This is a genomic window from Reyranella sp., assembly GCF_965227665.1.
In the GTDB taxonomy this organism is placed as follows: domain Bacteria; phylum Pseudomonadota; class Alphaproteobacteria; order Reyranellales; family Reyranellaceae; genus Reyranella.
The window spans coordinates 4,943,037-4,968,211 of sequence record NZ_OZ245767.1 but is presented as its reverse complement, the minus strand read 5'-3'; the positions used below and the strand labels follow the sequence as shown (position 1 = coordinate 4,968,211).

Sequence of the window (25,175 nt, the reverse complement as noted above, 5' to 3'; positions counted from 1 at the left end):
CCCTCCGGCGGGGGTGCAGCTCATGTCGAGAATAACCGTCTTCGTCGCCCGCAAGATCCGGACCATGGAGCCGTCGCTGCCCGAAGCGACGGCCGTCGCCGTCCGCGACGGTTCGATCGTCGAGGTCGGCACCCTCGAAACGCTGCGGCCGTGGCTCGAAGCCCATCCCCACACGATCGACAGGACCTTCGAGAAGCATGTGCTGATGCCGGGCTTCATCGATCCGCACCTCCATCCCTCGATGGCGGCCTATCTGCTCCAGTGCGAATTCGTCACCGCCATGGAATGGCAGCTGCCCGGCCGCACGGTCGCCCCGGTGCGGACGCGCGACGCCTTCCTGGCGCGCCTGAAGGAGCTGCACCAGGCCAATCCCGATCCCCGGGAACCGCTCTTCACCTGGGGCTACCATCGCGACTGGCACGGCGAGATCTGGCTCCAGGACCTCGACGCCATATCGAGGACGCGTCCCCTGATCCTCGTCCACCGGTCGTTTCACGAGACGATCGTGAACGACGCCGCCCTCGACTATTTCGAGCTCGACCGACAGAAGCTGCGAGGCGCCCACCAGGTCGATATCGACCGCGGCCATTTCTACGAGGCCGGCAACCGCTTCGTGCGTGCGAAGCTCTCCGCCTACCTCCTGTCGCAGCAGCGCCGGGGGCCGGCGATGAAGCGCACCGCCGAGGTCATCCATCTGGGCGGCCACACGACGGTCGGCGACATGGCCTTCGGCATCTTCGATCACGAGGCCGAGTGGGCCGGCTCGGTCGCGGCCTTCGACAATGACGAAACGCCCTTCCGGGTCGAGTTCGTGCCGCACGTGGCCTTCGCAGGCACCGGCCTGCGCCTGGAGCAGCTCGCCGCGCTTCCCGAGCGCAACAGGCGCCGGCTGCGCTTCGGCAAGCACGTCAAGCTGTTCACCGACGGCGCGTTCTTCTCACAGCTCATGCAGCTCGGCGGTCCCGGCTATATCGACGGCCATGACGGCGAATGGCTGATGGCGCCGGAGGCCTTCGAAAAGGCGGCCCGCGCGCTGTGGAACGACGGCTACGTCATACACGTCCATTGCACCGGCGATCTCGGCGTCGAACTGGCGCTCGACGTGCTGGAGAAGCTGCAGTGGGAGCGCCCGCGCATCAACCATCGCTTCACGATCGAGCATTTCGGCATTTCGACATCCACCCAGGCGCGGCGCATCGCCGATCTCGGCGCCCTCGTCTCGGCCAATCCCTATTATGTGTACGAACTGAGCGACATCTATTCGCGCCGGGGCGTCGGTCATGAGCGGGCCAGCCAGATGGTCCGGCTGGGCTCGCTCTCGCGCAACCGCGTGCCCTTCGCGCTTCACTCCGATTTTACCATGGCGCCCGCTCGGCCGCTGCAGAATGCCTGGATCGCGCTCAACCGCATCAACGCAGCGGGCGAGGTGCTTTGCCCGGAGGAAAGGGTCTCGCTGGACGAGGCACTGCGGGCGATCACGATCAACGCCGCCTATGTGATGGGCCTCGAACACGAGATCGGCAGCATCAGCAGCGGCAAGAAGGCCGACTTCACCGTGCTCGAGGCCGATCCCTGCGAAGTGGCACCACTGGAACTGCGCGACATTCCCATCTGGGGCACGGTGTTCGAAGGCCAGCCCTATCCGCTGGTCAAGGGATGACCTCCATCCCGGTCACCACGATTGGCGGCTATCTCGGCGCCGGTAAGACGACGCTGCTCAACGGCCTGCTGGCGGGCGACCATGGGCTCAGGATCGGCGTGCTGGTCAACGATTTCGGCGCAATCTCGATCGACGAGAAGCTGATCGCGTCGCGCGACGAAGATATCGTCACCCTGGCGAACGGCTGCGCCTGCTGCTCGGTCACCGGCGACCTCGCGATGGCGCTGGATCGCTTCGCCGGCCGCGCCGATCGCTACGAGCAGATCGTGATCGAAGCCAGTGGCGTCGCCGATCCGGCCCGCGTCGCGGCGCTGGCGGGATCGCCCGGCCTGTCCCGGGGCGCCACGGTGGTGGTGGCCGATGCAGCCGCGGTGCGTTCCCGCGCCCACGACAAGTTCGTGGGCAGCCTGGTGCGCCGGCAGCTCGCCGCGGCCGACATCCTCGTCCTGACCAAGGTCGACCTCGCCAATCCGACGGACCTGAAGGACGCCCGCGCCTTCGCCACGGCACAGGCGCCGGGCGCGCGCATGATCGAAGTCGTGCAAGGGCGCGTGGACGCCCGGGATCTTTTCTCCCAGGAACCGCCTCGGCGCGGGCGCCTGCCTGCCTGCACGTCAGCCATGTCCGACGCCGCCTCCTCCCTCTTCGAGAGCCATCACTGGAGCAGCGGGACACCGCTCGACATTGAGGCCCTGCGCACCGTCGTCGCGGGCCTGCCCGACGGGATCGTGCGCGTTAAGGGCATCCTGGCCACGACGACCGGCGGCGGGGTCGCGCTGCACCGTGCCGGCGCGATCGTCAGCGTCGATCCGCTCGACGGCGCACCGGACACGAGGGGCGCCGAGATCGTCGTGATCGGACGGGCCGGCAGCCTCGACACAACCCAACTCGACGGCGCCTTCGGTGCCTGTCTCCTCCAAACCAGGACGGACTCGTGAATCCACTGCCAAGCCACGCCCGCGTCGTCATCGTCGGTGGCGGCGTCATCGGCTGTTCGGTCGCCTATCATCTCGCCAAGCTCGGCTGGACCGACATCGTCCTGCTGGAGCGCAAGCAGCTCACCTCGGGCACGACCTGGCACGCGGCGGGACTGATCGCGCAGCTTCGCGCGACCGCCAACATGACCCGGCTCGCCAAGTACAGCCAGGAACTCTACGGCCGGCTCGAAGAGGAAACTGGCCTGGCGACCGGCTTTAAGCGCAACGGCTCGCTGACCGTCGCGCTCACCGGGCAGCGCCTGGAAGAGCTGAAGCGCGGCGCGTCCATGGCGCGGTCCTTTGGCGTCGAGATCGAGACGATCTCGCCCACGGAAGCCGCGGCGCTGCATCCGCTGCTCGACATCGAGGGCGTGGTCGGCGCAGTGACCCTTCCGAAGGATGGCCAGGGCGACCCGACCAACATCGCGCTCGCGCTCGCCAAGGGCGCACGCCAGCTCGGCGCCCGGATATTCGAACACACCAGGGTGACCGGAATTTCGAAGGAGCGCGGCCGCGTGACCGGCGTCGCCACCGACAAGGGCACGATCGAGGCGGAGTTCGTCGTCAATTGCGCCGGCATGTGGGGCAGCATCGTGGGCAAGATGGCGGGTGCCGCGCTGCCGCTGCAGGCCTGCGAGCATTTCTACATCGTCACGGAGAAGGTTCCCGGCCTGTCGCGCACCCTGCCGGTGCTGCGGGTGCCCGACGAGTGCGCCTACTACAAGGAGGATGCCGGCAAGATCCTGCTGGGCGCCTTCGAGCCGGTCGCGAAACCCTGGGCGACCGACGGCATCCCCGAAGACTTCTGCTTCGACCAGCTGCCGGAAGACTTCGACCATTTCGCGCCGATTCTGGAGAAGGCGACACGGCGCCTGCCCATCCTGGAGAAGACCGGCATCCATACCTTCTTCAACGGGCCCGAGAGCTTCACCCACGACGACCGCTATCTGCTGGGCGAAGCTCCAGAGCTCAGGAATTTCTTCGTCGCTTGCGGCTTCAACTCGGTCGGCATCCAGTCGGCGGGCGGCGCCGGCAAGGCGCTGGCCGAATGGATCGTGGGCGGCGCCCCGCCCTTCGACCTGTGGGACGTCGACGTGCGGCGAACCTTTCCGTATCAGTCGACCAAGTCCTTCATCGAGGCCCGGGTGACGGAGACGCTGGGGCTGCTCTATGCCGACCATTTCCCGTACCGGCAATTCACGACGGCGCGCGGCGTGCGCCACACCCCCTTCTATGAGCGGCTGAAGGAACGCGGCGCCTGCTTCGGCGAGACGGCGGGCTGGGAGCGCGCTCACTGGTTCCAGCCGGCCGACCGGCGCGAGGCCGGCGTACCGCCGGCCTATCGCTATTCGTGGCAGCGGCAGAACTGGTTCGACTATTCGGCCGAGGAACATCGCGCCGTCCGCACCGGCCTCGGCATGCTGGACATGAGCGCCTTCGGCAAGTTTCGCGTCGAGGGTCGCGACGCCGAAGCCGTACTGCAGCGCCTCTCGGCCAACGATGTCGCCGTCGAACCGGGGCGCATCGTCTACACGCAGTGGCTGAACGAGCGCGGCGGAATCGAGGCCGATCTCACCGTCACGCGCCTAGGCGAACACTCGTTTCTGGTCATCACCGCCGCTGCGGCGGTCACGCGCGACCTCGCCTGGCTCAGGCGGCACATCCCGCCGGAGGCGCACTGCACGACCCTCGACGTCACGAGCGGCGAAGCCTGCCTCGCCGTCATGGGCCCACGGTCGCGCGAGTTCCTGCAGGCCCTGACGACGGCCGACCTGTCGAACGCGGCCTTTCCCTTCGGCACGGCCCGCACGATCGAACTCGGCATGGCGCTGGTGCGCGCGCACCGCATCACCTATGTCGGCGAGCTGGGCTGGGAACTCTACATGCCGACGGAATTCGCGCGACAGATCTTCGACCTGCTGGTCGATGCCGGCGAAACGCACGGTCTTCGCCTGGCCGGTGTGCATGCCATGAATTCGCTGCGGCTCGAGAAGGCCTATCGCGACTTCGGCCACGATATCAGCGACGAGGACCACGTGCTGGAGGCCGGGCTGGGGTTCGCGGTGAAGGTCGACAAGCGGGCCGGCAGGTTCGGCGACTTCCTCGGCCGCGCCTCGGTCATGCAGAAGAAGCAGGCCGGACTCAGCCGCCGGCTGCTGCAGTTCCAGCTCCTCGACCCGCAGCCCCTGCTCTATCACGCCGAACCGATCCTGAAGGACGGCGCACTCGCGGGATACCTGGCATCCGGTGGCTACGGCCACCATCTCGGCGCGGCCATCGGGCTCGGATACGTTCCCTGCGAGCCCGGCGTGGCAGACGCCGATCTTGTCGCCTCGCGCTACGAGATCGAGGTCGCGGGAGAGCGGATTCCGGCGCTTGCGAGCGTGAAGCCCCTGTACGATCCGATGAGCGCCCGCATCCGTCGATAAAGACTGTAGATGCGACCTCGGAAAGGGCGATTTCCGTCCACCGGCATGTCATCCGCAACAGTGAAGACATTGCTGTTGGTATGACCGCCCTCAGAGGCTGGCCGGAAATGACTTGAATCGACTCAAGCACTTACCTCATCCTGAGGAGCGTCGCGAAGCGGCGCGTCTCGAAGGATGGACAACAGGCAAGGTGCGCGTTCCCACCCTTCGAGACACATCGCGGAGTTTACCCCGAGGTAACTCGAGGGGCGATGTTCCTCAGGGTGAGGTTAGTGGGGCTGTTCATAGCCCCTTGTTTTAGCGGCATTCATTTCCGGCCAGACTCTCAGGCCGAGAGCTCGGCCCACTCTTCTTCAGTCATCGTCTGGATGCCCAACTCGGCGGCCTTGCGGGCCTTCGAGCCGGCATTTTCGCCGACCACGACGAGGCTGGTCTTCTTCGACACCGAGTCCGTGACCTTGGCGCCCAGCTCCTCGGCGCGGGCCTTGGCGGCGTCGCGGGTCATCGTGGACAGTTCGCCCGTGAAGACCACGATCTTGTCCTTGAGCTTGGCATCGGCGGCGATCACGCGGCGCTCGACCGGCTGGACCGAAAGCTGCTTCAGCAGGTCGCGGATGATCTCGACATTGTGGCCTTCGCCGAAGAAGGCGCACATCGCATCCGCCGTCGTGACGCCGATCTGCTCGACGTTGCACAGCCTTCCGTAGCTCGGCCCGACGGTCTCGGCGGCCTTCTCCTTCTTGGCGGGTTCGGGATGCGCTTCGCGTTCCTTGACGGCGGCCAGCATCCCGGCCAGCCAGCTGTCGGCATCGCCATATTCCTGCGCCAGGATCTTCGCCGTGGCCTCGCCGATCAGGGGAATGCCGATCGCATTGATGAAACGGTCGAGCGAGATGGTGCGGCGGGCGTCGATCGCCGCCAGGAGGTTGCGCACGGAGAGATCGCCCCAGCCCTCGCGCTTCCTGATGTCGGCTTCGTGCTCGCGCAGTCGGAAGATGTCCCCCGGAACCTTGAGCAGCCCGTCGTTGAAGAAGTTCTCGATGTGGGTGCCGCCCAGCCCCTCGATGTCGAAGCAGTTGCGCGACACGAAGTAGCGCAGGCGCTCGACCTGCTGGAACGGACATTCGAGCCCGCCGGAGCAACGCCGCACCACGCCGCCCTCCTCGGCCTTCACCTCGGTCTCGAGCGGACAGGGGCAGCGCGTGGGGAACTGGTACTTGTGCGCGTCCTTCGGTCGATCGTCGGCGATGAAGCCCAGCACCTGCGGGATCACGTCGCCGGCGCGCTGGATCGTGACCATGTCGCCCACGCGCACATCGAGCCGCTCGATCTCGTCGGCATTGTGCAGCGTGGCGCGGGCGACCATCACGCCACCGACATTCACCGGCTCCAGTTCCGCGACTGGCGTCAGTGCCCCTGTGCGGCCGACCTGGATGTTGATGGCGTTGAGCCTGGTGCGGGCCTGTTCGGCCGGGAACTTGTGGGCCGTCGCCCAGCGTGGCGCGCGGCTCACGAAGCCCAGCCGCTCCTGCCAGTCGATGCGGTCGACCTTGTAGACGACACCGTCGATGTCATAGGGCAGCGACGGGCGCTCGATGCCGATCTTCGCGTAGAAGGCCCGGACCTCGTCGGGTGTGCGGCAGAGCTTCGTCAGTGGGTTGGTCTCGAAGCCCCACTTGCCGAGCAACTTCAGGTATTCGCTGTGCGTCTTCCAGCTGCGCGGCTCCGCCTCGCCCCAGGCATAGGCGAAGAAGCGCAGGGGACGCTTGGCCGTGATCGCGGGATCGAGCTGGCGCAGCGAGCCGGCGGCGGCGTTGCGCGGATTGGCGAAGGTCTTCTCGCCCACTTCCTCCTGGCGCCGGTTCATCTCCTGGAACGCCGTGCGCTCCATGTACACCTCGCCGCGCACGTCGATCGACTTCGGGAATGCGTCCTTGCCGTGCCCCTTCAGCGTTTTCGGGATGTCCTTCACGGTGAGGAGGTTGGCCGTCACGTCCTCGCCCGTGGTGCCGTCGCCACGCGTGGCGCCCTGCACGAATTCGCCGTCCTCGTAGCGCAGGCTGATCGAGAGCCCGTCGATCTTGGCCTCGCAGCTGAAGGCGATTTCGTCCTCGGGCCCGATATTGGTTTCCTTCTCCAGCCCGCGGCGCACCCGGTCGAGAAATTCCTGCAACTCCTCGTCGGTGAAGCAATTGTCGAGCGACAGCATGGGCCGCGTGTGCTTCACCTTGGCGAAGGCGGTGGTCGGCGTCGGCGCCACAAGCTGCGTCGGACTGAACATGTCGACGATCTGGGGGAAGCGCGCCTCGATCGCCTTCAGCCGCTGGCGAAGCTTGTCGTAGTCCGCGTCCGAGATCTCCGGCGCGTCCTTCTCGTGATAGAGCCTGTCGTGGTGGAGGATCTCCTCGGCGAGCCGCTTGTGCTCGGAGCGGGCCTGCCGCTCGGTCAGCTTGTCGACGGCGAGCGCCGCCACGACCTTGGCCGCACGGGACATCGTCGTCCTCCTAAACTGCCGTCGCCAGCAGCCGGTCGGCCGCGGCGCGGGCCTCGACGGTCACCTCCGCGCCCGACAACATGCGCGCGATCTCCTCGCGGCGGCCCTGCGCATCCAGCGCCAGGACGTCCGTGCTGGCGGCCGTCCGGGTCGTGGTCTTGCGGATCAGCCAGTGCCGGTCGGCGACCGCGGCGACCTGCGGCGAATGGGTGACGACCAGCACCTGGACGTCCTTGGCCAGCCGCTTCAGCCGCTCGCCGACGGCGGCCGCCGTGGCGCCGCCGATCCCGGAATCGACCTCGTCGAAAACGATGGTCGGCGCGTCGCCTGCCTTGGCGAGGCAGACCTTGAGTGCCAGCAGGAAGCGCGAGAGCTCGCCGCCCGAGGCAATTTTCGCAATCGGCGCCGGCGGGGCGCCGGGATTGGTCGACACGGTGAACTGCACGCGATCCGTGCCAGCGGCCGACCATTCCACCTCCGGCAGGGCGGCGACGTCGGTCACGAATTTCGCGCGTTCGAGCTTGAGCGGCGCCAGTTCCGCCGCCACTGCCTTGTCCAGTCTCGCGGCGCCCTTGCGGCGCGCGGCGGCCTGCGCTTCGGCCGCCGTCACGTAGATGGCGCGGGCCGCTTTCGCCTCGGCCGCGAGCTTCTTCAGTCCCGCCTCGCCATCGTCGAGCGCCGCCAGCTGCGCCGAGAATTTCTCCGCGAGGTCGGAGAGCCCCGCCACAGCGACATTGTGCTTGCGCGCCATCGCCCGGAGCGCGAACAGCCGCTCCTCGATCTTCTCCAGCCGCGCCGGATCGAACTCGAGCGCATCGCGGGCAGTCTCGAGCTGAGCCTGCGCCTCCGTGGCCTCGCTCAAGGCGCGATCGAGCGCCGCCAGCGGCGCATCGAGCCGGCCATCCGCCTTGTCGGCGTTCCGCTCGATCAGGCGGTGCGCCGTGCGCAGGCTGGTAACGGCGCCGCGCCCCTGCTCCAGTTCCGACAGCGCCTGGGTGACGGCCTCGCCCAGCGCGCTGCCCGCCCGCATGAGCGCTCGTTCGCTCGCCAGGGTTTCCTCGTCATCGGCCTTGGGCGCCAGGGCCTTCAGTTCCTTGACCGCGTGGCGCAGGAAATCCTCGTCGCGCCGCGCGGCTTCCGCGGTCGCCAGGGCCTCGGCATGCGCCAGCTCGGCGGATCGCCACGCCGTCCATGACGAAGCCACGGCGGTCGCCTGTTTCTCGAGACCGGCAAAGGCATCGAGCGACGCGCGGTGCGTGCCCATGTCGAGCAGCCCGTGCTGATCCATCTGGCCCTGGATTTCGACCAGCGTGTCGCCCAGCCGGCGCAGTAGCGCGACCGAAGTCGGTTGGTCGTTGACGAAGGCGCGTCCGCGCCCGTCGGCGACGATCGTGCGCCGCAGGGTCAACAGGTCCTCACCGTCGAAGCCCTGCTCTGCGAGGATCGACCGTGCGGGATGATCGCGCGGCAGGTCGAAGGACGCGGCGATCGAGGCCTGTGGCGCCCCGCGCCGGACCACGCCCGACTCGGCCCGAGCACCAAGCACCAGGCCGAGCGCGTCGATCAGGATCGACTTGCCCGCACCGGTCTCGCCGGTGAGGGCGCCAAGGCCGCCGGAATGGGCGAATTCGAGGTCGAGCTTCTCGATCAGCACGAAATCGCGGATCGAAAGCGTGGCGAGCATGCCGGCGTCAGAAGATGCTGGAGAACCAGCCGCGCTTCTCGTCGGGCGGCCTCGTCCCCTCGCCGGTCATCAGGAAGTAGCTGTCCTGATACCACTCGCTGCCGGGGAAATTGTAGCCGAGCACGGCCGCGGCCTCCTGGGCCTCGCTCTTCACTCCAAGGGCCAGGTAGGTTTCGACCAGCCGGTGCAGCGCCTCCGGCACGTGTGTCGTCGTCTGGTAGCGTTCGATCACCACGCGGTAGCGGTTGATCGCGCCGACATACTGCTGGTTCGTCTGGTAATAGCGGCCGACCGCCATCTCCTTACCCGCCAGGTGATCGATGCAGAGCTCGACCTTGAGACGCGAATCGCGGGCATAGGGCGACTCGGGGAAGCGCTTCACGACCTCGGCCAGCGCGTCGAGCGCCTGCTGGGTGGTGCGCTGATCGCGTCCGACGTCGGAGATCTGCTCATAGTAGCAGAGCGCCTTCAGGTAATAGGCATAGGGAAGGTCGCGGTGGCCGGGATGGAGCTGGATGAAGCGATCCAGCGCAATGATGGCCTCGTCGTACTTGTTGGACTGGTAGTAGGCGAAGGCCGCCATGATCTGCGCCTTGGTCGCCCAGACCGAATAGGGATGCTGGCGGTCGACTTCTTCGAAGCTCTTGGCCGCGGTCTTGTACTCCTGCTGCCCCAGCGCATCGAGGCCGCGATTGTACAAACGCTCGACGGGCTGCTCGACGTAATTGTCGTCGTCCGACCCGCCGCAGGCGACGAGGCCGAACGCCGCCAGCGACAGCGCCAGTCCCGCCACGATGCGCCGACCCTTACTCACAACCAACTTCGACATGTCCCATCCGCAATAAACTTCGGTGCCGGCGGTTTATATCACGCGCCATCGAAAAAAAGAGGGGCCGCAGGGCCCCTCCGAAGATGCGTGGAGAACAGAAATTTCCTGCGTCAGTTCGCTTGCCGCCGCAGGAAAGCCGGAATTTGCAGGTCGTCGTCATCGCGGGCGGGCTTCGCACGCTCCGTGACGTCGAGGCTGATCGAGGTCTGCACCGGTGCCGGACGCGCAACAGGGGCTTTCGGCGCCACTGCGACGACATTCTCCGGAGCTGCCGGGCGGGCAGTAGCAACCGGCTCGGCCGGTGCCGCTCCGGTGGCCGGCGCGGGCTTGGGCGCCGAGAAAGCGCCGGTGATGCGCTGGAACAGGTTCGGCGCACGATTATCGGTCGCCGGACGGGCGGCCATCGGTCGCGTGACATGTTCGGCCCGCACCGGGGTCTTGGTCGTCGAGGGACGGCTGATACGCCAGTCGTTCTCGTCGACCAGGGGACGCTGCGGCGCAGCCGGCGCAGGCGCCTGGACGGGGGCCGGCGCGACGGCGACGGGCGCCGGAGCAGGCGCCGGGGCGACCTCGACCGGCGGCGCCACCATGACGGGAGCCTCGACCGGCGCCTCGTAGGCCGGAGCCGGCGTCGGCATCGACGCCACGATCGGCGCAACCGGCGCGGCCGCGACCGGGGCAGGCGCCATGACCGGCGGGGCTGGCGGCGCGACGGCAACCGGCGGCGCGACGGGTGCAGCCGGCATCGCCGGAGCGGGCGCTGCGGTGGCAGCGGTCGGCATGGCGACCCGGCCGACCGGCGGGGCGACCGGGCGGCTGAGCGCCGGCTGACCGGTCTGGATCGGACGGTTCATGTCGAGCGACAGGTAGTTCGGCGCAGGCTGCTGGGCGGCCATGGCGGCGATGCCCGTAGCAACCACCGACACGCGCATGCGGCCATCCATCGTCGCATCGAAGGTCGAACCGAAGATGATGTTGGCGTCGCCATCCACTTCCTCGCGGATGCGGTTGGCCGCTTCGTCGACTTCGTGCAGCGTCATGTCGAGGCCGCCGGTGATGTTGATGAGAACGCCCTTGGCGCCCTTCATCGAGTGATCTTCCAGCAGCGGGTTGGAAATGGCGGACTCGGCCGCCACGCGGCTGCGATCCGGACCTTCAGCCTCGCCCGTGCCCATCATCGCCTTGCCCATCTCGCCCATGACGGTGCGGATATCGGCGAAGTCGAGGTTGATGAGGCCCGGCATGACCATGAGATCGGTCACGCCGCGCACGCCCATGTGCAGAACGTCGTCGGCCATCTTGAAGGCGTCGGCGAACGTCGTCTTCTCGTTGGCGATCTTGAACAGGTTCTGGTTGGGGATGACGATCAGCGTGTCGACCACCTTCTCCAGCTCGGTGATGCCCTGCTCGGCCGACTGCATGCGGCGGCGGCCTTCGAAGTGGAACGGCTTGGTCACGACGCCGATGGTGAGGATGCCCTGCTCGCGCGCCGCGGCGGCGATGACGGGCGCCGCACCGGTGCCGGTGCCGCCGCCCATGCCGGCGGTCACGAACACCATGTTGGCGCCGTCGAGGAGCTGCAGGATCTCGGGCAGCGCTTCCTCGGCGGCCTGACGACCGACCTCGGGCCGTGCGCCGGCGCCCAATCCCTGGGTGATGGTGATGCCGAGCTGGACGCGCCGGTCGGCGAGCGACTGGGTGAGCGCCTGCGAATCGGTGTTGGCGACGATGAACTCCACGCCTTCCAGCGCGGCACTGATCATGTTGTTGACGGCGTTTCCGCCCGCGCCACCGACACCGATGACGGTAATGCGCGGCTTAATCTCGGACTCCGTCTGAGGGAGACTGAGGTTGATTGTCATTCGGTTTTCTCCACGCAAACGAGGGGTAATCTGCCCGGAGCGACAGCGTGAGCCTCCTGTTACGCTAGAGACCCTTCACCGACACCGGTTTCTTCTTGTCTTTTTGTCTATAGCCTGTGGGAACTGCCTTATCCCGCACAACATATTGCCTAAAAGTTATCCCTAATCCAACTGCCAATCCGGCCAATACGACTCGCCGGAGCTTCGTTCGACGCCGGCTGGTTCTGCACGACCGCGTGATTGTGGAGCGCGAAGCTCAGGAGTCCGGCGGCGGCGGAAAAGGCCGGCCCGCCGGTCGAATCCGCGAGGCCTGCCAGCCTGAGCGGCGCACCGGTCCGGACCTTCTTGTTCAGAATCGCGGCAGCGACTTCGGGAACGCCGTCGAGCTGGCACCCGCCACCGACCAGCACGGCGCGTCCGCCCGCCAACTTATCCACACCGCTCGCTTCCAGTCGGCTGCGCACGAGTTCGAACGTCTCCTCCACTCGCGGACGAATGATGCCGACGAGGATCGACCGGGGGATGTGGTTGGGCCGCGTGCGGTCCTCCTCGCCGATCAGCGGCACGTCGATGATGTCGTACTCGTCGTTGGGCTTGATGACGGCGCGGCCGATCTGCGTCTTCATCCGCTCGGCATGCGCGACCGGCGTCGACAGGCCGCGCGCGATGTCACGGGTGACATGCTCGCCGCCCACCGGGATCGAATCGACGTGGACGAGATGGCCCTCGTAGAACACCGCGATCGAGGTCGTGCCGGCGCCCATGTCGATCAGGGTGACGCCGAGATCGCGTTCGTCGGAAACAAGCGAGCTGAGACCGGCGGCATGCGCGGCGACCACCCGGTCGGCGATCTCTAGATGGGCCCGGCGCACACAGACCTGCAGGTTGCGCATCGCGCCGCTCGCCGCGGTCACCAGATGGACATCGACACCCAGCCGCTCGCCGAACATGCCGCGAGCGTCGCGGACCGGCGTGCCGTCGACCGTGTAGCCGATGGCGGCGGAATGGATGATGTCGCGGTCGGCCGTCTCGGCGGGAAGCTGGATGTGCTGCTGGACGCGGCGGACGTCGCGCTCGCCGATCTCGTGATGACCGATGGCGACTTCGAGGCTCTGATTGTGCGAGGCGGCCGACCCGCCGCTCACGCCGACGATGACGTCGCGAACCTGCTCGCCGCACATTTCCTCCGCGGTCGACACCGCCGAGGAAATCGCACGAGTCGCCGCTTCCATGTCGACGATGTTGCCCGAGCGCATGCCGAGCGCGGGCTGGTGGCCGATACCGACCACGCGCAGCCCCTGCCCGTCGACACGGGCAACAAAGCAAACGACCTTGTTCGTTCCGATGTCGAGCGCTGCAATGACGCCATTTCTCGTCTTCGCCACGATGTCCCCCGTCTTACGCGTACTCTCGCCGTTTTTGATTCTACGCTGGCCCGGGCGTCGCGTCGCCCGGATTGCGCTTTCTGAGATAAAGTTTGTCGGGCAGTCGCAGATCGACCACACCGAATTCGCGCGACAGCAATTTGTGCTGCCCGTCGAGCTTCGCAAGATGCTGCAGCGCCGCGACGGCGTCCTCTTCGGGCAGCCAGATCTCGACGCCGTTGTTCAGGATCAGGTTCCAGCGCCGCTGCCCGACCCAGACGGCGGAGCGGAGCTGCCGCGCGACGGTCGGTTCGTAGGTGAGCAGCAGCAGCAGGTCGCCGACATGGTCCGGCGCGCCGGGACCACCCAGCAGCAGCAGCGTCTCGGCGCCCGGCGGCATGCGACTCGCGCGCACCGTCCGCCCGTTGGCATCGATCAGCGTGTACTGGTTGCCGTTCTGCCAGATCGCCACGGCGCGGCGTTCCTTCATAGTGACATAGAGCGTGTCAGGCAGGCGGCGCTCCACGGTCGCCCACTCGACCCAGTCGATCGCCTCGAGACGCTTGCGCGAGGCCTGGAGGTCGATGCCGAGAAGCGAATCGCCCCGACTCACGTTCAGCGCAGCGAGGATGTCGCTGCGTTCGACATAGTCGCGTCCCTCGACCGTGACGTCCGCCAGCTTGAACGGCGTGATGGCGCCGACGACGCTGCGCGAGATCGCATCGAGCTGGTTCTGGGCCTCGACCAGCCATCCCTCGCGCCAGGCCCACCAGCCGCCGCCACCGCCGCAGCCCAGCAGCAGGACGATGGCGCCGAGCAGCACCGGCTGCTTCCAGAACGGACGGCCGGTCTTGCGGATCGGCCCGCGCTTCTTGCGCCGATCGTAGTCGCGGCGTGGCGCGGCGCCGGCCTTCGGCGTGGCGGTCTTCTTCGCCGCGCTCACGTCGGGCGCCTCGCATTCTCGACCATCCAGGTCATGAGCTGCGACCAGGAGATCCCGGCCCATTTGGCCTGCTCCGGCGCCAGCGAAAGCGGCGTCATGCCAGGCTGGGTGTTCAGCTCCAGGATCACGAGTCCCGAGGTGCCGGGCTTCGAATCGTCCCAGCGGAAGTCGGCACGGGCCAGTCCATTGCAGCCGAGCTCCTGGTAGGCCGCGAACGCCCACTGCTTGGCCGCCTCGTAGACATCCTCGGGAACCGGTGCCGGGACGAGGTGCTCGGTGATGCCGTCGGTATATTTGGCTTCGTAGTCGTAGAAGCGGGTGCGCGGCCGCAGCTCCGTCACGGCGACCGGCTTGTCGCCCATCACGGCGACCGTGAGCTCGCGGCCCGGCACGAATTTCTCGATCAGCACCCGCTCGCCGAACGTCGCCTCCGCCGCCTCGACAGCCGCCAGATTGTCTCCGTCGCGCACGATGTGGACGCCAATGCTCGAACCCTGGTCGATCGGCTTCACGACATAGGGGCGCGGCATGGGATCGCCGGAAGCGAGCGAGCGGCGCTCGATCACCCTGCCTTCGGCCACGCGCAGGCCAAGCGAGGCAAAGATGTGCCGTGCCAGCGGCTTGTCCATCGCAATGGCGGAGGCGAGCACGCCCGAGTGCGTATAGGGCACGCGCATGATCTCGAGGACGCCCTGGATGCAGCCATCCTCGCCATAGCGGCCGTGCAGCGCATTGAAGACCACGTCCGGACCGCCGCCGCCGGCGGGACGCAGGAAATCGACCAAGGCCCGCAGGTCGCGCTGCACGTCGTATTCGATGACTTCGTGCCCGCCTTCGCGCAGACCCTCGGCGCAGGCCTTGCCGCTCACCAGCGAGACTTCACGCTCGGGCGACCAGCCGCCCATCAGCACCGCAACGCGCGTCATTGCCCCGCTCTCCCCGCCGGTTCGCCGATACGCCGGATTTCCCATTCGAGCTGCACGCCGGTCTTTTCCAGTACGCGGCGGCGCACTTCCTCGCCCAGCCCCTCGATGTCGCTGGCCGTCGCTTCGCCGAGATTGATCAGGAAGTTGCAGTGCTTCTCGGAAACCTGCGCCGCGCCGACCTGCAGTCCGCGGCAGCCGGCCTGGTCGATCAGCTGCCACGCCTTATGGCCCGGCGGATTGACGAAGGTGGAGCCGCCGGTGCGGCTACGCGGCTGGGAATCGGTGCGGGCGGCGTCGATCTCGACAATACGGCGGGCGATGGCCAGCTGGTCGCCGGGCGTCGCGCGCAGGCGCGCCGCCGTGAAGATCCAGTCGGCCGGCGCCTCGCTGTGACGATAGCTGAAGCCCAGCGCGGACGCGGGAACCGCATGGACCTTGCCCGCACGATCGACCGCTTCGGCCGATACGAGAACCTGGGACAGGTCGCTTTCATAGGCGCCGGCATTCATGCGCAGGGCGCCGCCGACGGTGCCGGGAATGCCGCTCAGGAACTCGAGGCCGGCAAGCGCCTGATCGCGCGCCGTCAGCGCGACGTTGAGGTCGAGCGCGCCGGCGCCTGCCACGATCTCACCGTCCTCGACCGAAATGCCCGTGAAGCCGCGCAGCAGGCGTATCACCACGCCCTTCACGCCGCCGTCACGAACCAGGATATTGGAGCCGACGCCCAGGACCGTGACCGGCACGTCGGACGGCAAGGCGGCCATGAACGTCGCCAGATCCTCGACATCGGCCGGCCTGAACAGGACTTCGGCCGAACCGCCCGCTCGAAACCAGGTCTGCGGTCCCAGCGCGGCGTCGGCCGTCAGGCGGCCGCGCGGCCGGGGCAGCCGGTCGATCAGATGGGGCGTCGAGGTGGCGAGCGCCATCATGCCGCCGATCCGCCGTGGGGGCTCGCATCGTTGGCGATGGCGCGCGGGCCGGCTTTCTCGGCCGCGAGCTGCTGGATCTGGCCGGGCAGCGCATGCGCCCAGGCGGTGATATTGCCGGCCCCCAGGCAGACCACGACATCGCCGGGACGCGCGATCTGCCAGATCATTTCCGGAAGTTCGCCCGGCCCGCCGAGCGGCATCACGTCGCGATGACCGGCGCGCTGCACCAGGCCCACGAGCATGTCGCGGTTGACGCCCTCGATCGGCGCTTCGCCCGCGGCATAGACGTCAGCGATGATCACGGCGTCGGCATCGGAGAAGCAGGTGGCGAATTCGGCACGCAGCGCGCCGAGACGCGAGTAGCGGTGCGGCTGCATGACGGCGATCACCCGGCCCGAGCCGCCATAGGCCTGGCGGGCAGCGCGCAGCACGGCAGAGATCTCCACCGGATGGTGGCCGTAATCGTCGATCACCGTGATGCCATGGGCTTCGCCGGTCTTGGTGAAGCGCCGCTTGACGCCGGCGAAGCCAGCGAGCGCGCGGCGGATCGTGTCGTCCGGCAGGCCCATCTCCTGGGCGACGGCAATGGCCGCCAGCGCGTTCTGGACGTTGTGCTGGCCGAACATCGGCAAGCGCATGCCAGTGATCGTGCGCGATTCGTTGGTGGCGCGATTCTCGACCATGACGTCGAAATCGGCGCCGCCGCGATCGAGCTTCAGGTTGATGGCGCGCACGTCGGCATTGGCGCCGATACCGTAGGTGATGATGCGGCGGTCGGCGACCCTCGGGATCAGCGCCTGGACCTCGGGATGGTCCGAACAGAGGACGGCGAAGCCGTAGAAGGGAATGTTCTCGACGAAGCGCACGAAGGCGTCGCGCAGCGCGTCGAAGGTACCGTAATGGTCGAGATGCTCGGGGTCGACGTTGGTCACCACCGCGATGGTGGCCGGCAGGCGCAGGAACGAGCCGTCGGATTCGTCGGACTCGACCACCATCCAGTCGCCCTCGCCGAGACGGGCGTTGGTGCCGTAGGCATTGATGATGCCGCCATTGATCACCGTCGGATCGAGGCCGCCGGCGTCGAGCATCGAGGCGACCAGCGAGGTGGTCGTCGTCTTGCCGTGGGTGCCGCCGACCGCGATCGACCACTTCAGGCGCATCAGCTCGCCCAGCATCTCGGCGCGCCGCACGACCGGCACATGACGAGTCCGCGCGGCCAGGACCTCGGGATTGTCCTTCTTCACCGCGCTCGACACGACCATGACCTGGGCGTTGCCGACATTCTCGGCGCGGTGGCCGATCATCACCTTCATGCCCAGGTCGGCGATGCGCCGTGTGTTGGCGCTCTCGGCGACGTCGCTGCCCTGCACCTTGTAGCCGAGGTTGTGCAGGACCTCGGCGATGCCGGACATGCCGATACCGCCGATGCCGACGAAGTGGATGAGACCGAGATCGAGCGGCAACGCCCTCATGCGGCGACTCCCGTGGATGAAGGCGAAAGGGGAAGCGAGACGAACTCACCGACGACGTCTGCGAGGCGCGCCGCAGCGTCGGGACGGCCTGCGGCATGAGCCGCTGCCGCCATCGCCGCGAGCCGCTCCGGCTCCTCGGTCAGGGACACGAGATGACCCGCCAGGGTGGCCGCGGTGAAGGAGGCGTGCGGCAGCACGATGCAGGCGCCTGTCGCCTCGAAGGCCCGTGCATTGGCAGTCTGATGATCGTCGGCCGCATAGGGATAGGGCACCAGGATGGAGGGTCGGCCGATCGCCGCCAGCTCGGCCACCGTCGAGGCGCCGGAGCGGCCGATCACCAGATGCGCGCCGGCCATGCGCTGCGGCAGATCGGCGAAGAACGGTGCGATCTCGGCAACGACGCCCGCCCTGACGTAGCTCGTGCGCACCCGGTCGATGCTCTCCGGCCGGCACTGCTGCACGATGCGCAGGCGCGACCGCAGCAGCTGCGGCAAGGAAAGGACGGCCTGCGGCACGACCTCACCGAACGAGGCGGCACCCTGGCTACCGCCGAACACGAGGAGATCGATCACCCGCCCCTGGCCCGGCGGACGGTAGGGTGAATCGCGCAGCACACGCACGGGCTCTCGCACGGGATTGCCGACGAGCTGCGCCCGTGGATCCCCGTCGAGGTATCGGGTGCGGGCGAAGGAGGTCGCGACGCGCCCCGCCCCACCCAGCACGAGACGGTTGGCGCGGCCCAGCACGGCATTCTGTTCATGAAGCATCGCCGGCATGCGGCGCAGGCGAGCAGCGACCATGGTCGGCACCGAGGCATAGCCGCCGAAGCCCACCACGACCGAGGGGCCGATGCGGCCCAGCGCCCGCCAGGCGTCGAACAGGCCCAGCGCCAGCGAGAAGAGCGCCAGGACCTTCTTCACCGGCGACCCGGTCGGGCTCGCGGAACGGATGTAGTGGATCGGCCGCCGCGACAGCGCGCCCTGCCACTGGCGGCCCCGCGAATCGGTGACCAGGGTGAAGGCCACGCCCCGCGCCTCGAGCTCGCCGGCCAGCGCCTCGGCCGGGAACACGTGCCCGCCGGTGCCGCCGGTCGCCAGGACCACGGGACGCTGGCCTTGCGTCATACGGCCTCCCGGAGGCCGGCATGCTCGCGCGTGAGCGACAGCAGCATGCCCACGCAGATCGCCATCGCCAGTGCAGAGGAGCCGCCATAGGAGATGAACGGCAGGGTCATGCCCTTGGCGGGGATGAGCTGGATGGTCGAGGCCATGTTGATGGCCGCCTGCAGGCCGAACTGGACCGCGAGACCCGTGGCCGCCAGGGTGATGAACAGGCTGGTCTCCTTCGAAGCGCGCGACATCGAGCGCAGCGTCACGAAGGCAAACAGGCACAGGATCATCAGGCAGACGACGAGGCCGAATTCCTCGCCGGCCACCGCCATCACGAAGTCGGTATGGGCGTCGGGAAGCTGCGCCTTCACGGTGCCCTCGCCCGGCCCGCGGCCGAACAGCGAGCCGTTCATGAAGGCCTCGAGCGAGGTGTTGACCTGGTAGTTGTCGCCCGAGGACGGATCGAGGAACCGGTCGAAGCGACTGCGCACGTGGCTGAACAGGAAGTAGGCGCCGACCATGCCGGCGGCGCCGGCCACCGCGCCGAACCCTGCGACCCACATCGGCAGGCCGACGACGAAAAGCTGGACGGCCCAGACGGCTGCAACGACGACGCTCATGCCGAGGTCAGGCTGCAGGACCAGCAGGGCCAGCACGCCACCGACGAGCAGGGTGGACAGGAGATAGCCCGGCGCGCGCCGTTCGGTGCGGCTCTGCGCCAGCAGCCAGGCCGAGATCACGGCGAGGCTCGGTTTCACGAATTCCGACGGCTGCACGCTCGACAGGCCAGGCACGGAGATCCAGCGCCGCGCGCCCTTGATCTCGATGCCGATCACGAAGGTCGCGGCCAGCAGCACGATGCTGCCACAGAAGACGAGCAGCGCCAGCCGCCGTATGTGGCGCGGCGAGGCCAGCGAGATCGACAGCATGACGAGCAGCGCCAACGGCAGGAACAGGAACTGGCGCTTGGCGAAGACGAAGGAGTCGGCGCCGATGCGCTCGGCCGCCGGCGGCGAGGCCGCAAGCGTCAGCATCACGCCGAAGGCCATGATCGCCAGGATCGCACCGAGCGACCAGCGGTCGACGGTCCACCACCACTGGCCGATCACACTGCGATCGTCGCGCGGAACCTGGATCAAACCGCCCTCCCCAAACTCTCGGCCCCCGGCAGAGCCCGCGCCATGGCGCGAAAGGCATCGCCGCGATGTTCGTAACTCTTCCACTGGTCCCACGACGCGCAGGCCGGCGACAGAAGGACGACGGCGTGTCCCGCGGCCTCGCGCTGCGCCAGCGCATGCGCGGCGTCGAGTGCCGACTGCAGGTCGCCACAGCGGCTGTACGGCAGCTTGCCCTCCAGCTGCCCGGCGAACAGCGCGGTGGCCTCGCCGATCAGGAAGGCATGGCGAATGCGGTCGAAGTAGGTGGCGAGCGGCGCCACGCCGCCTTCCTTCGCCTGGCCGCCGAGGATCCAGTAGATGTCGTCGTAGCTCGACAGCGCCCGCGCGGTCGCGTCGGCATTCGTGGCCTTGCTGTCGTTGACGTAGACGACGTTCCCGACGGCGGCGACGCGCTCCTGGCGGTGCGGCAGGCCGGGATAGGTTCGCAGCCCGGCGACGATCGTCTCGCGCGGCACGTCGAGCCAGCGGCAGACCGCCCAGGCGCACGCCGCATTCTGCGCGTTGTGATCGCCCGGCAGGGTGAGCACGTCGGAGAAGTCGACCTTGTAGCCGTCGGCGTCGACCAGCATGCCGGCGCGATAGGAGATGCCGTTGGCCACCGGGCGGTCAAGCGCCACCGGCACGCAGGCGATACCGGGACGTGCCGCCATCTCGCGCTCCACGTCGCGCGAGAATGCGTCCTCGGTGCCGATCACGACGCAGTCGCCGGTGTGCTGGCGGGCGAAGATGTTCTTCTTGGCCGCCACGTAGCCCGCGAGATCGCCGTGCCGGTCGATATGATCGGGCGTGATGTTCAGCCAGACCGCGACATCGGCATGGAAGGTCTGCAGGAGCTCGAGCTGGTACGACGAAAGCTCCAGGACGTAGAGGCCGTCCTTCCCGAGAGGCTCGAGGTCGAGGGCGCCGCGGCCGATATTCCCGCCCACTTCGCAGCGGGCGCCGGCCTGCTGGAGGATATGGCCGATCAGCGCCGTCGTCGTCGACTTGCCGTTGGTGCCGGTGATGGCGACGTAGCGCGCCTCGGGCTGCGCCCGGGCCAGCAGCTCGACATCACAGATGATCGGCTTGCCGGCGGCGCGCGCGGCCACGGCGACCGGATGCGGCACTGGCAGCGTGCTGGGAATGCCGGGGCTGATCACAAGCGCGTCGATGGCCGACCAGTCGATCGTCACGGGATCGGCGATACGGGCTCCCGCCTCTGCCGCCGCCTCGCGGGAGGAAGCGCTGTCGTCCCAGGCGATGCAGTCGATCCCGGCCGCCCGGAGGGCGCGAACGGTCGCCAGGCCGGAGCGCGCGAGCCCCAGCACGACGAACGACGAACCCTTGAGGATGGCGAGGTCGATCATTCGTTACCTCAGCTTCAGGGTCGCGAGGCCGGCCATCGCCAGGATGGCGGCGATGATCCAGAAGCGGAAGACGATGGTGGGCTCGGCCCAGCCCTTCTGTTCGAAGTGATGGTGCAACGGCGCCATGCGGAAGACCCGCTTGCCCGTCCATTTGAAGGACAGGACCTGCACGATCACCGACACGGTCTCCAGCACGAACAGGCCCCCCACGATCGACAGCACGATCTCGTGCTTGGTCACGACCGCGACCGCGCCCAGCGCCCCGCCGATGGCCAGCGAACCGGTGTCGCCCATGAACACCATGGCGGGCGGCGCGTTGAACCAGAGGAAGCCGAGGCCGGCGCCGACCAGTGCCGCCAGCAGCACCGCGAGTTCACCGGACCGCGGCACGTGATGCAGATAGAGATAGTTGGTGAGGATCGAGTTGCCCACGACATAGGCGATCAGGCCGAACACGGCCGAGGCCATGATGACCGGCCCGATCGCGAGCCCGTCGAGCCCGTCGGTCAGGTTGACGGCATTGGAGGTGCCGGCGATCACCAGCACGCCGAAGGCCACGAAGCCCACCGCGCCGAGCGGGATCAGGACGTCCTTGAGGAAGGGCACCGCCAGCGCATAGCGCAGCGGCGGCGGCGAGGACTGGGAGATCAGATAGACGGCGATGCCGGAGGCCACGACCGCAAGAGCGAGCTTGAGCTTGCCCGGAACGCCCTTGGGGTTGCGCTTGGTGACCTTGAGATAGTCGTCCATAAATCCCACGGCGCCGAAGGCGAGCGTGACGCCGAGCACGATCCAGACATAGCGGTTGGTGAGGTCGGCCCACAGGAGCGTGGCGACCGACAGGGTGATCAGGATCAGCAGGCCGCCCATGGTCGGCGTGCCCTTCTTGGTCATCAGGTGGCTGGCCGGTCCGTCGTCGCGGATCGGCTGTCCCTGCTTCTGCTTGCTGCGCAGCCAGCGGATGAGCGCGCCGCCGATCAGGAAGCTCAGCACGAGCGCCGTCAGGAAGGCGGCGATCGATCGGAACGTCAGATACCGGAACAGGTTGAAGGGCGTGAACTGGTCCGCCAGGGGATAGAGAAGATTATAGAACATCCTAGCGTCCTGCCTCGCCGCCGCTGGCCGCCACGATGGCGTCCACGACGATCTTCATTTTGGAGCCCAGCGAACCCTTCACCGCGACCACGTCCCCTGCCCTCAGTGCGGCAGCGACGTCGTCTGCCAGCGCCACCGAATCCGGCCGATGCATGCCGCGCTGCGCCGGCGGCAGAAGCTGCCACAGCGCCCGCATGTGCGGCCCGCACAGGAAGACCTGCGTCGCGCCGCTCGCGGCCACGGCATCGGCGAGGCCCGCGTGATAGGCGTCGGCCCCATCGCCCAGCTCGCGCATGTCGCCCAGCGCCAGGATGCGGCGTCCGCCCGGCTGCGGCTCCATCCGGGCCAGGACCGAGAGCATCGCCCGCACCGAAACCGGATTGGCGTTGTAGCTCTCGTCGAGCAGCTCGATCGCGCCGCCGCCGAACGCCAGCATGCGCCGCGCGCCGCGCCCCGGCGAGGCCTTCACTTCGGCCAGTGTCGCCGCCGCCCTGGCGACATCCGCGCCCAGGGCCTCGATGACGGCCAGCGCGCCGATGCTGTTCAAAACCCAGTGCTCCCCTGCCGCGCCCAGCCGATACTCGATCCGGTGACCGTGTATCAAGGCTGCAACATCACTGCCTGAATCCTGCAGGTCGCAGGAGACAAGGCGGGCCTCGGCAGCCTCGCTGCGGCCGAAGCCGACGATGCGGGAAACGCCGAAATCACGGGCTTTTCGGACCAGCCGCTCGAAGTGGCGGCTGTCGCGATTGAGCACGGCGACTGCGCCTTCGGACATGCCGGCAAACAGGCAGCCCTTCTCGTCGGCGACCGCTTCCTCGCTGCCCATGTGTCCGATATGGACCGGCCCGACATTGGTCACGATGCCGACATGCGCCGCGACCTGGCGGGCGAGCGGCTCGATTTCGCCGGGGTGGTTCATGCCGATCTCGAACACGCCATACCGCACGTCGCGCGGCAGGCGGGCGAGGCTGACCGGCACGCCGACGTGATTGTTGTAGCTCGCCACGCTTGCCGAGGTCGGCGCCTGCGCCGACAGCATCGCGCGCAAGGCATCCTTGGTGCTGGTCTTGCCGACCGAGCCGGTGACGCTGGCAATGCGGGCGTGGCTTCGACGGCGTGCGGCAAGACCCAGCTCGACCAGCGCCTTCATCGTGTCCGGAACGCGGACCAGCGCACCCTGCGCCCCCGGCACCTCGCGTGAAACGACGGCCGCCGCGGCGCCGCGCGAGAGGGCGTCGGCAACGAAGCCGTGACCGTCGGTCGTCTCGCCACTCAGCGCGAAGAACAGGTCACCCTTTCCGACCGCGCGGCTGTCGAACGTCACCCCCTGGGCTTCGAACGGCGCCGTGATCGAGGATGCGGTCAGGGCCGCCCGTACTTCGTCCGAAGTCCACAGCGCGCTCACGCACCGCCTCCGGCAAGCCCGCGCGCCTCCTCGGCGTCGTCGAAATGATGGGTGACACCCTTGATGGTCTGGCCGGTCTCGTGACCCTTCCCGGCGATCAGCAGCAGGTCGTCCGCGCTCGACAGCGCAGCCATGCCGGCGGCGATGGCGGCGTGCCGGCCCTCGGCGATCTCGATCCAGTTGCGACGATCCTCGGCGATGCCGCGCCGGATCTCGGCGCGGATCGCGGCCGGCTCCTCGCTTCGCGGATTGTCGTCGGTCACGATCGCCAGGTCGGCGAGGCGCGTGGCGATCTCGCCCATCACCGGACGCTTGCCGCGGTCGCGATCGCCGCCGCAGCCGAACACGACGACCAGCTTGCCGCGTGCGAAGGGCCTCAAAGTCCGCAGCACCGTCTCCAGCGCCTCCGGCTTGTGGGCATAGTCGACATAGACCGCGGCGCCGGCGCGATGGCGGGCCACGAGCTGAAGCCGTCCCGGGGCGCCGGTCAGATGGGCCAGGGCCTCGACGGCGCGCGCGGCGTCGCCGCCCGTCGCAACCACGAGGCCGAGAGCGGCCAGCGCATTCGAGGCCTGGAAGCCGCCGACCAGGGGAAGATCGATTTCGCGACGCGTGCCCATCACCTCGAGCACGAGGTGCTGTCCGGCCGGGGTCGGCCGGTCGGCGACCAGGCGGAATTCCTCGCCCTTCGCCCCGTAGGTCCAGAAGCGGATGCCGCGCCGCGCGCAGATCGTGCGCAGCGTTTCGGCCCGCTCGCTGTCGGCATTGACGACGGCCGTGCCGCCCGGCGGCAACAGAACCTCGAACAGGCGCGCCTTGGCCGCGAAGTAGGCGTCCATCGACCGGTGATAGTCGAGATGCTCGTGGGTGAGATTGGTGAAGGCCGCCGCCGACAGGCGCAGGCCGTCGAGCCGGTGCTGGTCCATGCCGTGGCTCGAGGCCTCGATGGCGAGGTGCGAAACGCCCTGCCGCGCCAGGGCGGCGAGATCCTCGTGAAGCTGTACGGGGTCCGGGGTCGTCAGCCCGCCGTCGCGCACCAGGGTCGGCGAGACAATGCCCAGCGTGCCGACGCTCGCTGCCTTGAGGCCCATCCGTTCCCAGATCTGGCGCACGAAATGCACGGTCGAGGACTTGCCGTTGGTGCCCGTGACGGCCGCGATGGTCTCGGGCTGGGCGCCGGCGAAGGCCGAGGCCATCAGCGCCACGCGACGGCGCGGATTGGCGTCTCGGACGACGACGATGCCGGCATCGAGCGGCGGCAACTGCGCGTCGGGCGACGCCAGGATGGCGACCGCGCCGCGCTTCACCGCATCGGCCACGAAGGCCGCGCCGTCCTCGCGGGTGCCCGCAAGGGCGGCGAAGAGATAGCCCGGCTGGACCTTGCGCGAATCGAGCGTCAGTCCGGCGAGAATGGGATCGCGCGGCAGCGCGGACGAGGTCGCATTTGCGTCGGCGCTCCGGCGCATGAGC

The 25,175-nt window shown here is 68.2% G+C and carries 18 protein-coding genes; 3 read left to right on the top strand and 15 right to left on the bottom strand.

Going from position 1 to position 25,175, the window contains the following annotated elements:
• The first annotated feature begins 22 nt into the window (after nucleotides 1-22).
• Genes ACO07I_RS24000 through ACO07I_RS23990 form a run of 3 tightly spaced genes read left to right on the top strand, consistent with a single transcriptional unit; the run spans nucleotide 23 to nucleotide 5,066 of the window.
• A complete protein-coding gene (locus ACO07I_RS24000; protein ID WP_422011863.1) occupies nucleotides 23-1,660 on the top strand; it encodes an amidohydrolase in 1,638 nt (545 codons plus the stop codon).
• On the top strand, nucleotides 1,657-2,598 hold the full coding sequence (locus ACO07I_RS23995) for a CobW family GTP-binding protein (RefSeq protein ID WP_422011861.1): 942 nt from the start codon (nucleotides 1,657-1,659) through the stop codon (nucleotides 2,596-2,598). The genes ACO07I_RS24000 and ACO07I_RS23995 overlap by 4 nt, the downstream gene beginning before the upstream one ends.
• On the top strand, nucleotides 2,595-5,066 hold the full coding sequence (locus tag ACO07I_RS23990) for a GcvT family protein (protein ID WP_422011859.1): 2,472 nt from the start codon (nucleotides 2,595-2,597) through the stop codon (nucleotides 5,064-5,066). The genes ACO07I_RS23995 and ACO07I_RS23990 overlap by 4 nt, the downstream gene beginning before the upstream one ends.
• A gap of 325 nt (nucleotides 5,067-5,391) precedes the next feature.
• Here ACO07I_RS23990 and ligA read toward each other — a convergent pair whose 3' ends face one another.
• The 15 genes from ligA to ACO07I_RS23915 all read right to left on the bottom strand — a co-directional run bounded on the left by ligA (nucleotide 5,392) and on the right by ACO07I_RS23915 (nucleotide 25,171).
• Nucleotides 5,392-7,560, bottom strand: coding sequence for an NAD-dependent DNA ligase LigA (ligA, locus tag ACO07I_RS23985; protein ID WP_422011857.1), 2,169 nt, complete (start codon nucleotides 7,558-7,560; stop codon nucleotides 5,392-5,394).
• A gap of 10 nt (nucleotides 7,561-7,570) precedes the next feature.
• Nucleotides 7,571-9,244 carry a DNA repair protein RecN gene (recN, locus tag ACO07I_RS23980; protein WP_422011855.1) on the bottom strand — a complete coding sequence of 558 codons (1,674 nt, stop codon included), beginning with the start codon at nucleotides 9,242-9,244 and terminating at the stop codon, nucleotides 7,571-7,573.
• Between the two features lie 7 nt (nucleotides 9,245-9,251).
• Complete coding sequence (locus tag ACO07I_RS23975; protein WP_422011853.1) at nucleotides 9,252-10,073, bottom strand: outer membrane protein assembly factor BamD; 822 nt, start codon at nucleotides 10,071-10,073, stop codon at nucleotides 9,252-9,254.
• Nucleotides 10,074-10,183: 110 nt separating this feature from the next.
• On the bottom strand, nucleotides 10,184-11,935 hold the full coding sequence (gene ftsZ / locus ACO07I_RS23970; protein WP_422011851.1) for a cell division protein FtsZ: 1,752 nt from the start codon (nucleotides 11,933-11,935) through the stop codon (nucleotides 10,184-10,186).
• A gap of 149 nt (nucleotides 11,936-12,084) precedes the next feature.
• The gene (ftsA, locus tag ACO07I_RS23965) at nucleotides 12,085-13,320 is read right to left on the bottom strand and encodes a cell division protein FtsA (protein WP_422011849.1); all 1,236 of its coding nucleotides are present in this window, start codon (nucleotides 13,318-13,320) and stop codon (nucleotides 12,085-12,087) included.
• Between the two features lie 40 nt (nucleotides 13,321-13,360).
• On the bottom strand, nucleotides 13,361-14,242 hold the full coding sequence (locus ACO07I_RS23960) for a cell division protein FtsQ/DivIB (RefSeq protein WP_422011847.1): 882 nt from the start codon (nucleotides 14,240-14,242) through the stop codon (nucleotides 13,361-13,363).
• The gene (locus tag ACO07I_RS23955) at nucleotides 14,239-15,168 is read right to left on the bottom strand and encodes a D-alanine--D-alanine ligase (RefSeq protein WP_422011845.1); all 930 of its coding nucleotides are present in this window, start codon (nucleotides 15,166-15,168) and stop codon (nucleotides 14,239-14,241) included. Before ACO07I_RS23955 ends, ACO07I_RS23960 begins: the two co-directional genes overlap by 4 nt.
• Nucleotides 15,165-16,094, bottom strand: coding sequence for a UDP-N-acetylmuramate dehydrogenase (gene murB / locus ACO07I_RS23950; protein ID WP_422018366.1), 930 nt, complete (start codon nucleotides 16,092-16,094; stop codon nucleotides 15,165-15,167). Before murB ends, ACO07I_RS23955 begins: the two co-directional genes overlap by 4 nt.
• Nucleotides 16,094-17,569, bottom strand: a complete 1,476-nt coding sequence (gene murC, locus ACO07I_RS23945) for a UDP-N-acetylmuramate--L-alanine ligase (protein WP_422011843.1) — start codon at nucleotides 17,567-17,569, stop codon at nucleotides 16,094-16,096. Before murC ends, murB begins: the two co-directional genes overlap by 1 nt.
• The gene (gene murG, locus ACO07I_RS23940; protein WP_422011841.1) at nucleotides 17,566-18,693 is read right to left on the bottom strand and encodes an undecaprenyldiphospho-muramoylpentapeptide beta-N-acetylglucosaminyltransferase; all 1,128 of its coding nucleotides are present in this window, start codon (nucleotides 18,691-18,693) and stop codon (nucleotides 17,566-17,568) included. Before murG ends, murC begins: the two co-directional genes overlap by 4 nt.
• Nucleotides 18,690-19,817, bottom strand: coding sequence for an FtsW/RodA/SpoVE family cell cycle protein (locus ACO07I_RS23935; RefSeq protein ID WP_422011839.1), 1,128 nt, complete (start codon nucleotides 19,815-19,817; stop codon nucleotides 18,690-18,692). The genes murG and ACO07I_RS23935 overlap by 4 nt, the downstream gene beginning before the upstream one ends.
• Entirely contained in the window at nucleotides 19,814-21,202 is a 1,389-nt protein-coding gene (gene murD, locus ACO07I_RS23930) for a UDP-N-acetylmuramoyl-L-alanine--D-glutamate ligase (protein ID WP_422011837.1), read from the bottom strand. Before murD ends, ACO07I_RS23935 begins: the two co-directional genes overlap by 4 nt.
• A 3-nt stretch (nucleotides 21,203-21,205) precedes the next feature.
• Nucleotides 21,206-22,297: a phospho-N-acetylmuramoyl-pentapeptide-transferase gene (gene mraY, locus ACO07I_RS23925; protein ID WP_422011835.1), complete on the bottom strand. Its 1,092-nt coding sequence runs from the start codon at nucleotides 22,295-22,297 to the stop codon at nucleotides 21,206-21,208.
• Between the two features lies 1 nt (nucleotide 22,298).
• A complete protein-coding gene (locus ACO07I_RS23920; RefSeq protein ID WP_422011833.1) occupies nucleotides 22,299-23,705 on the bottom strand; it encodes a UDP-N-acetylmuramoyl-tripeptide--D-alanyl-D-alanine ligase in 1,407 nt (468 codons plus the stop codon).
• Entirely contained in the window at nucleotides 23,702-25,171 is a 1,470-nt protein-coding gene (locus tag ACO07I_RS23915) for a UDP-N-acetylmuramoyl-L-alanyl-D-glutamate--2,6-diaminopimelate ligase (protein ID WP_422011831.1), read from the bottom strand. Before ACO07I_RS23915 ends, ACO07I_RS23920 begins: the two co-directional genes overlap by 4 nt.
• Nucleotides 25,172-25,175 lie beyond the last annotated feature (4 nt).

Bases quoted from the DNA above. Each gene is read 5' to 3' on its own strand.
- recN (WP_422011855.1), bottom strand. From the start codon at position 9,244: ATGCTCGCCACGCTTTCGATCCGCGATTTCGTGCTGATCGAGAAGCTC.
- ACO07I_RS24000 (WP_422011863.1), top strand. From the start codon at position 23: ATGTCGAGAATAACCGTCTTCGTCGCCCGCAAGATCCGGACCATGGAG.
- ACO07I_RS23915 (WP_422011831.1), bottom strand. From the start codon at position 25,171: ATGCGCCGGAGCGCCGACGCAAATGCGACCTCGTCCGCGCTGCCGCGC.
- ACO07I_RS23975 (WP_422011853.1), bottom strand. From the start codon at position 10,073: ATGTCGAAGTTGGTTGTGAGTAAGGGTCGGCGCATCGTGGCGGGACTG.
- ACO07I_RS23995 (WP_422011861.1), top strand. From the start codon at position 1,657: ATGACCTCCATCCCGGTCACCACGATTGGCGGCTATCTCGGCGCCGGT.
- murB (WP_422018366.1), bottom strand. From the start codon at position 16,094: ATGGCGCTCGCCACCTCGACGCCCCATCTGATCGACCGGCTGCCCCGG.
- murC (WP_422011843.1), bottom strand. From the start codon at position 17,569: ATGAGGGCGTTGCCGCTCGATCTCGGTCTCATCCACTTCGTCGGCATC.
- murG (WP_422011841.1), bottom strand. From the start codon at position 18,693: ATGACGCAAGGCCAGCGTCCCGTGGTCCTGGCGACCGGCGGCACCGGC.
- ligA (WP_422011857.1), bottom strand. From the start codon at position 7,560: ATGTCCCGTGCGGCCAAGGTCGTGGCGGCGCTCGCCGTCGACAAGCTG.
- mraY (WP_422011835.1), bottom strand. From the start codon at position 22,297: ATGTTCTATAATCTTCTCTATCCCCTGGCGGACCAGTTCACGCCCTTC.
- ftsZ (WP_422011851.1), bottom strand. From the start codon at position 11,935: ATGACAATCAACCTCAGTCTCCCTCAGACGGAGTCCGAGATTAAGCCG.
- ACO07I_RS23955 (WP_422011845.1), bottom strand. From the start codon at position 15,168: ATGACGCGCGTTGCGGTGCTGATGGGCGGCTGGTCGCCCGAGCGTGAA.
- murD (WP_422011837.1), bottom strand. From the start codon at position 21,202: ATGATCGACCTCGCCATCCTCAAGGGTTCGTCGTTCGTCGTGCTGGGG.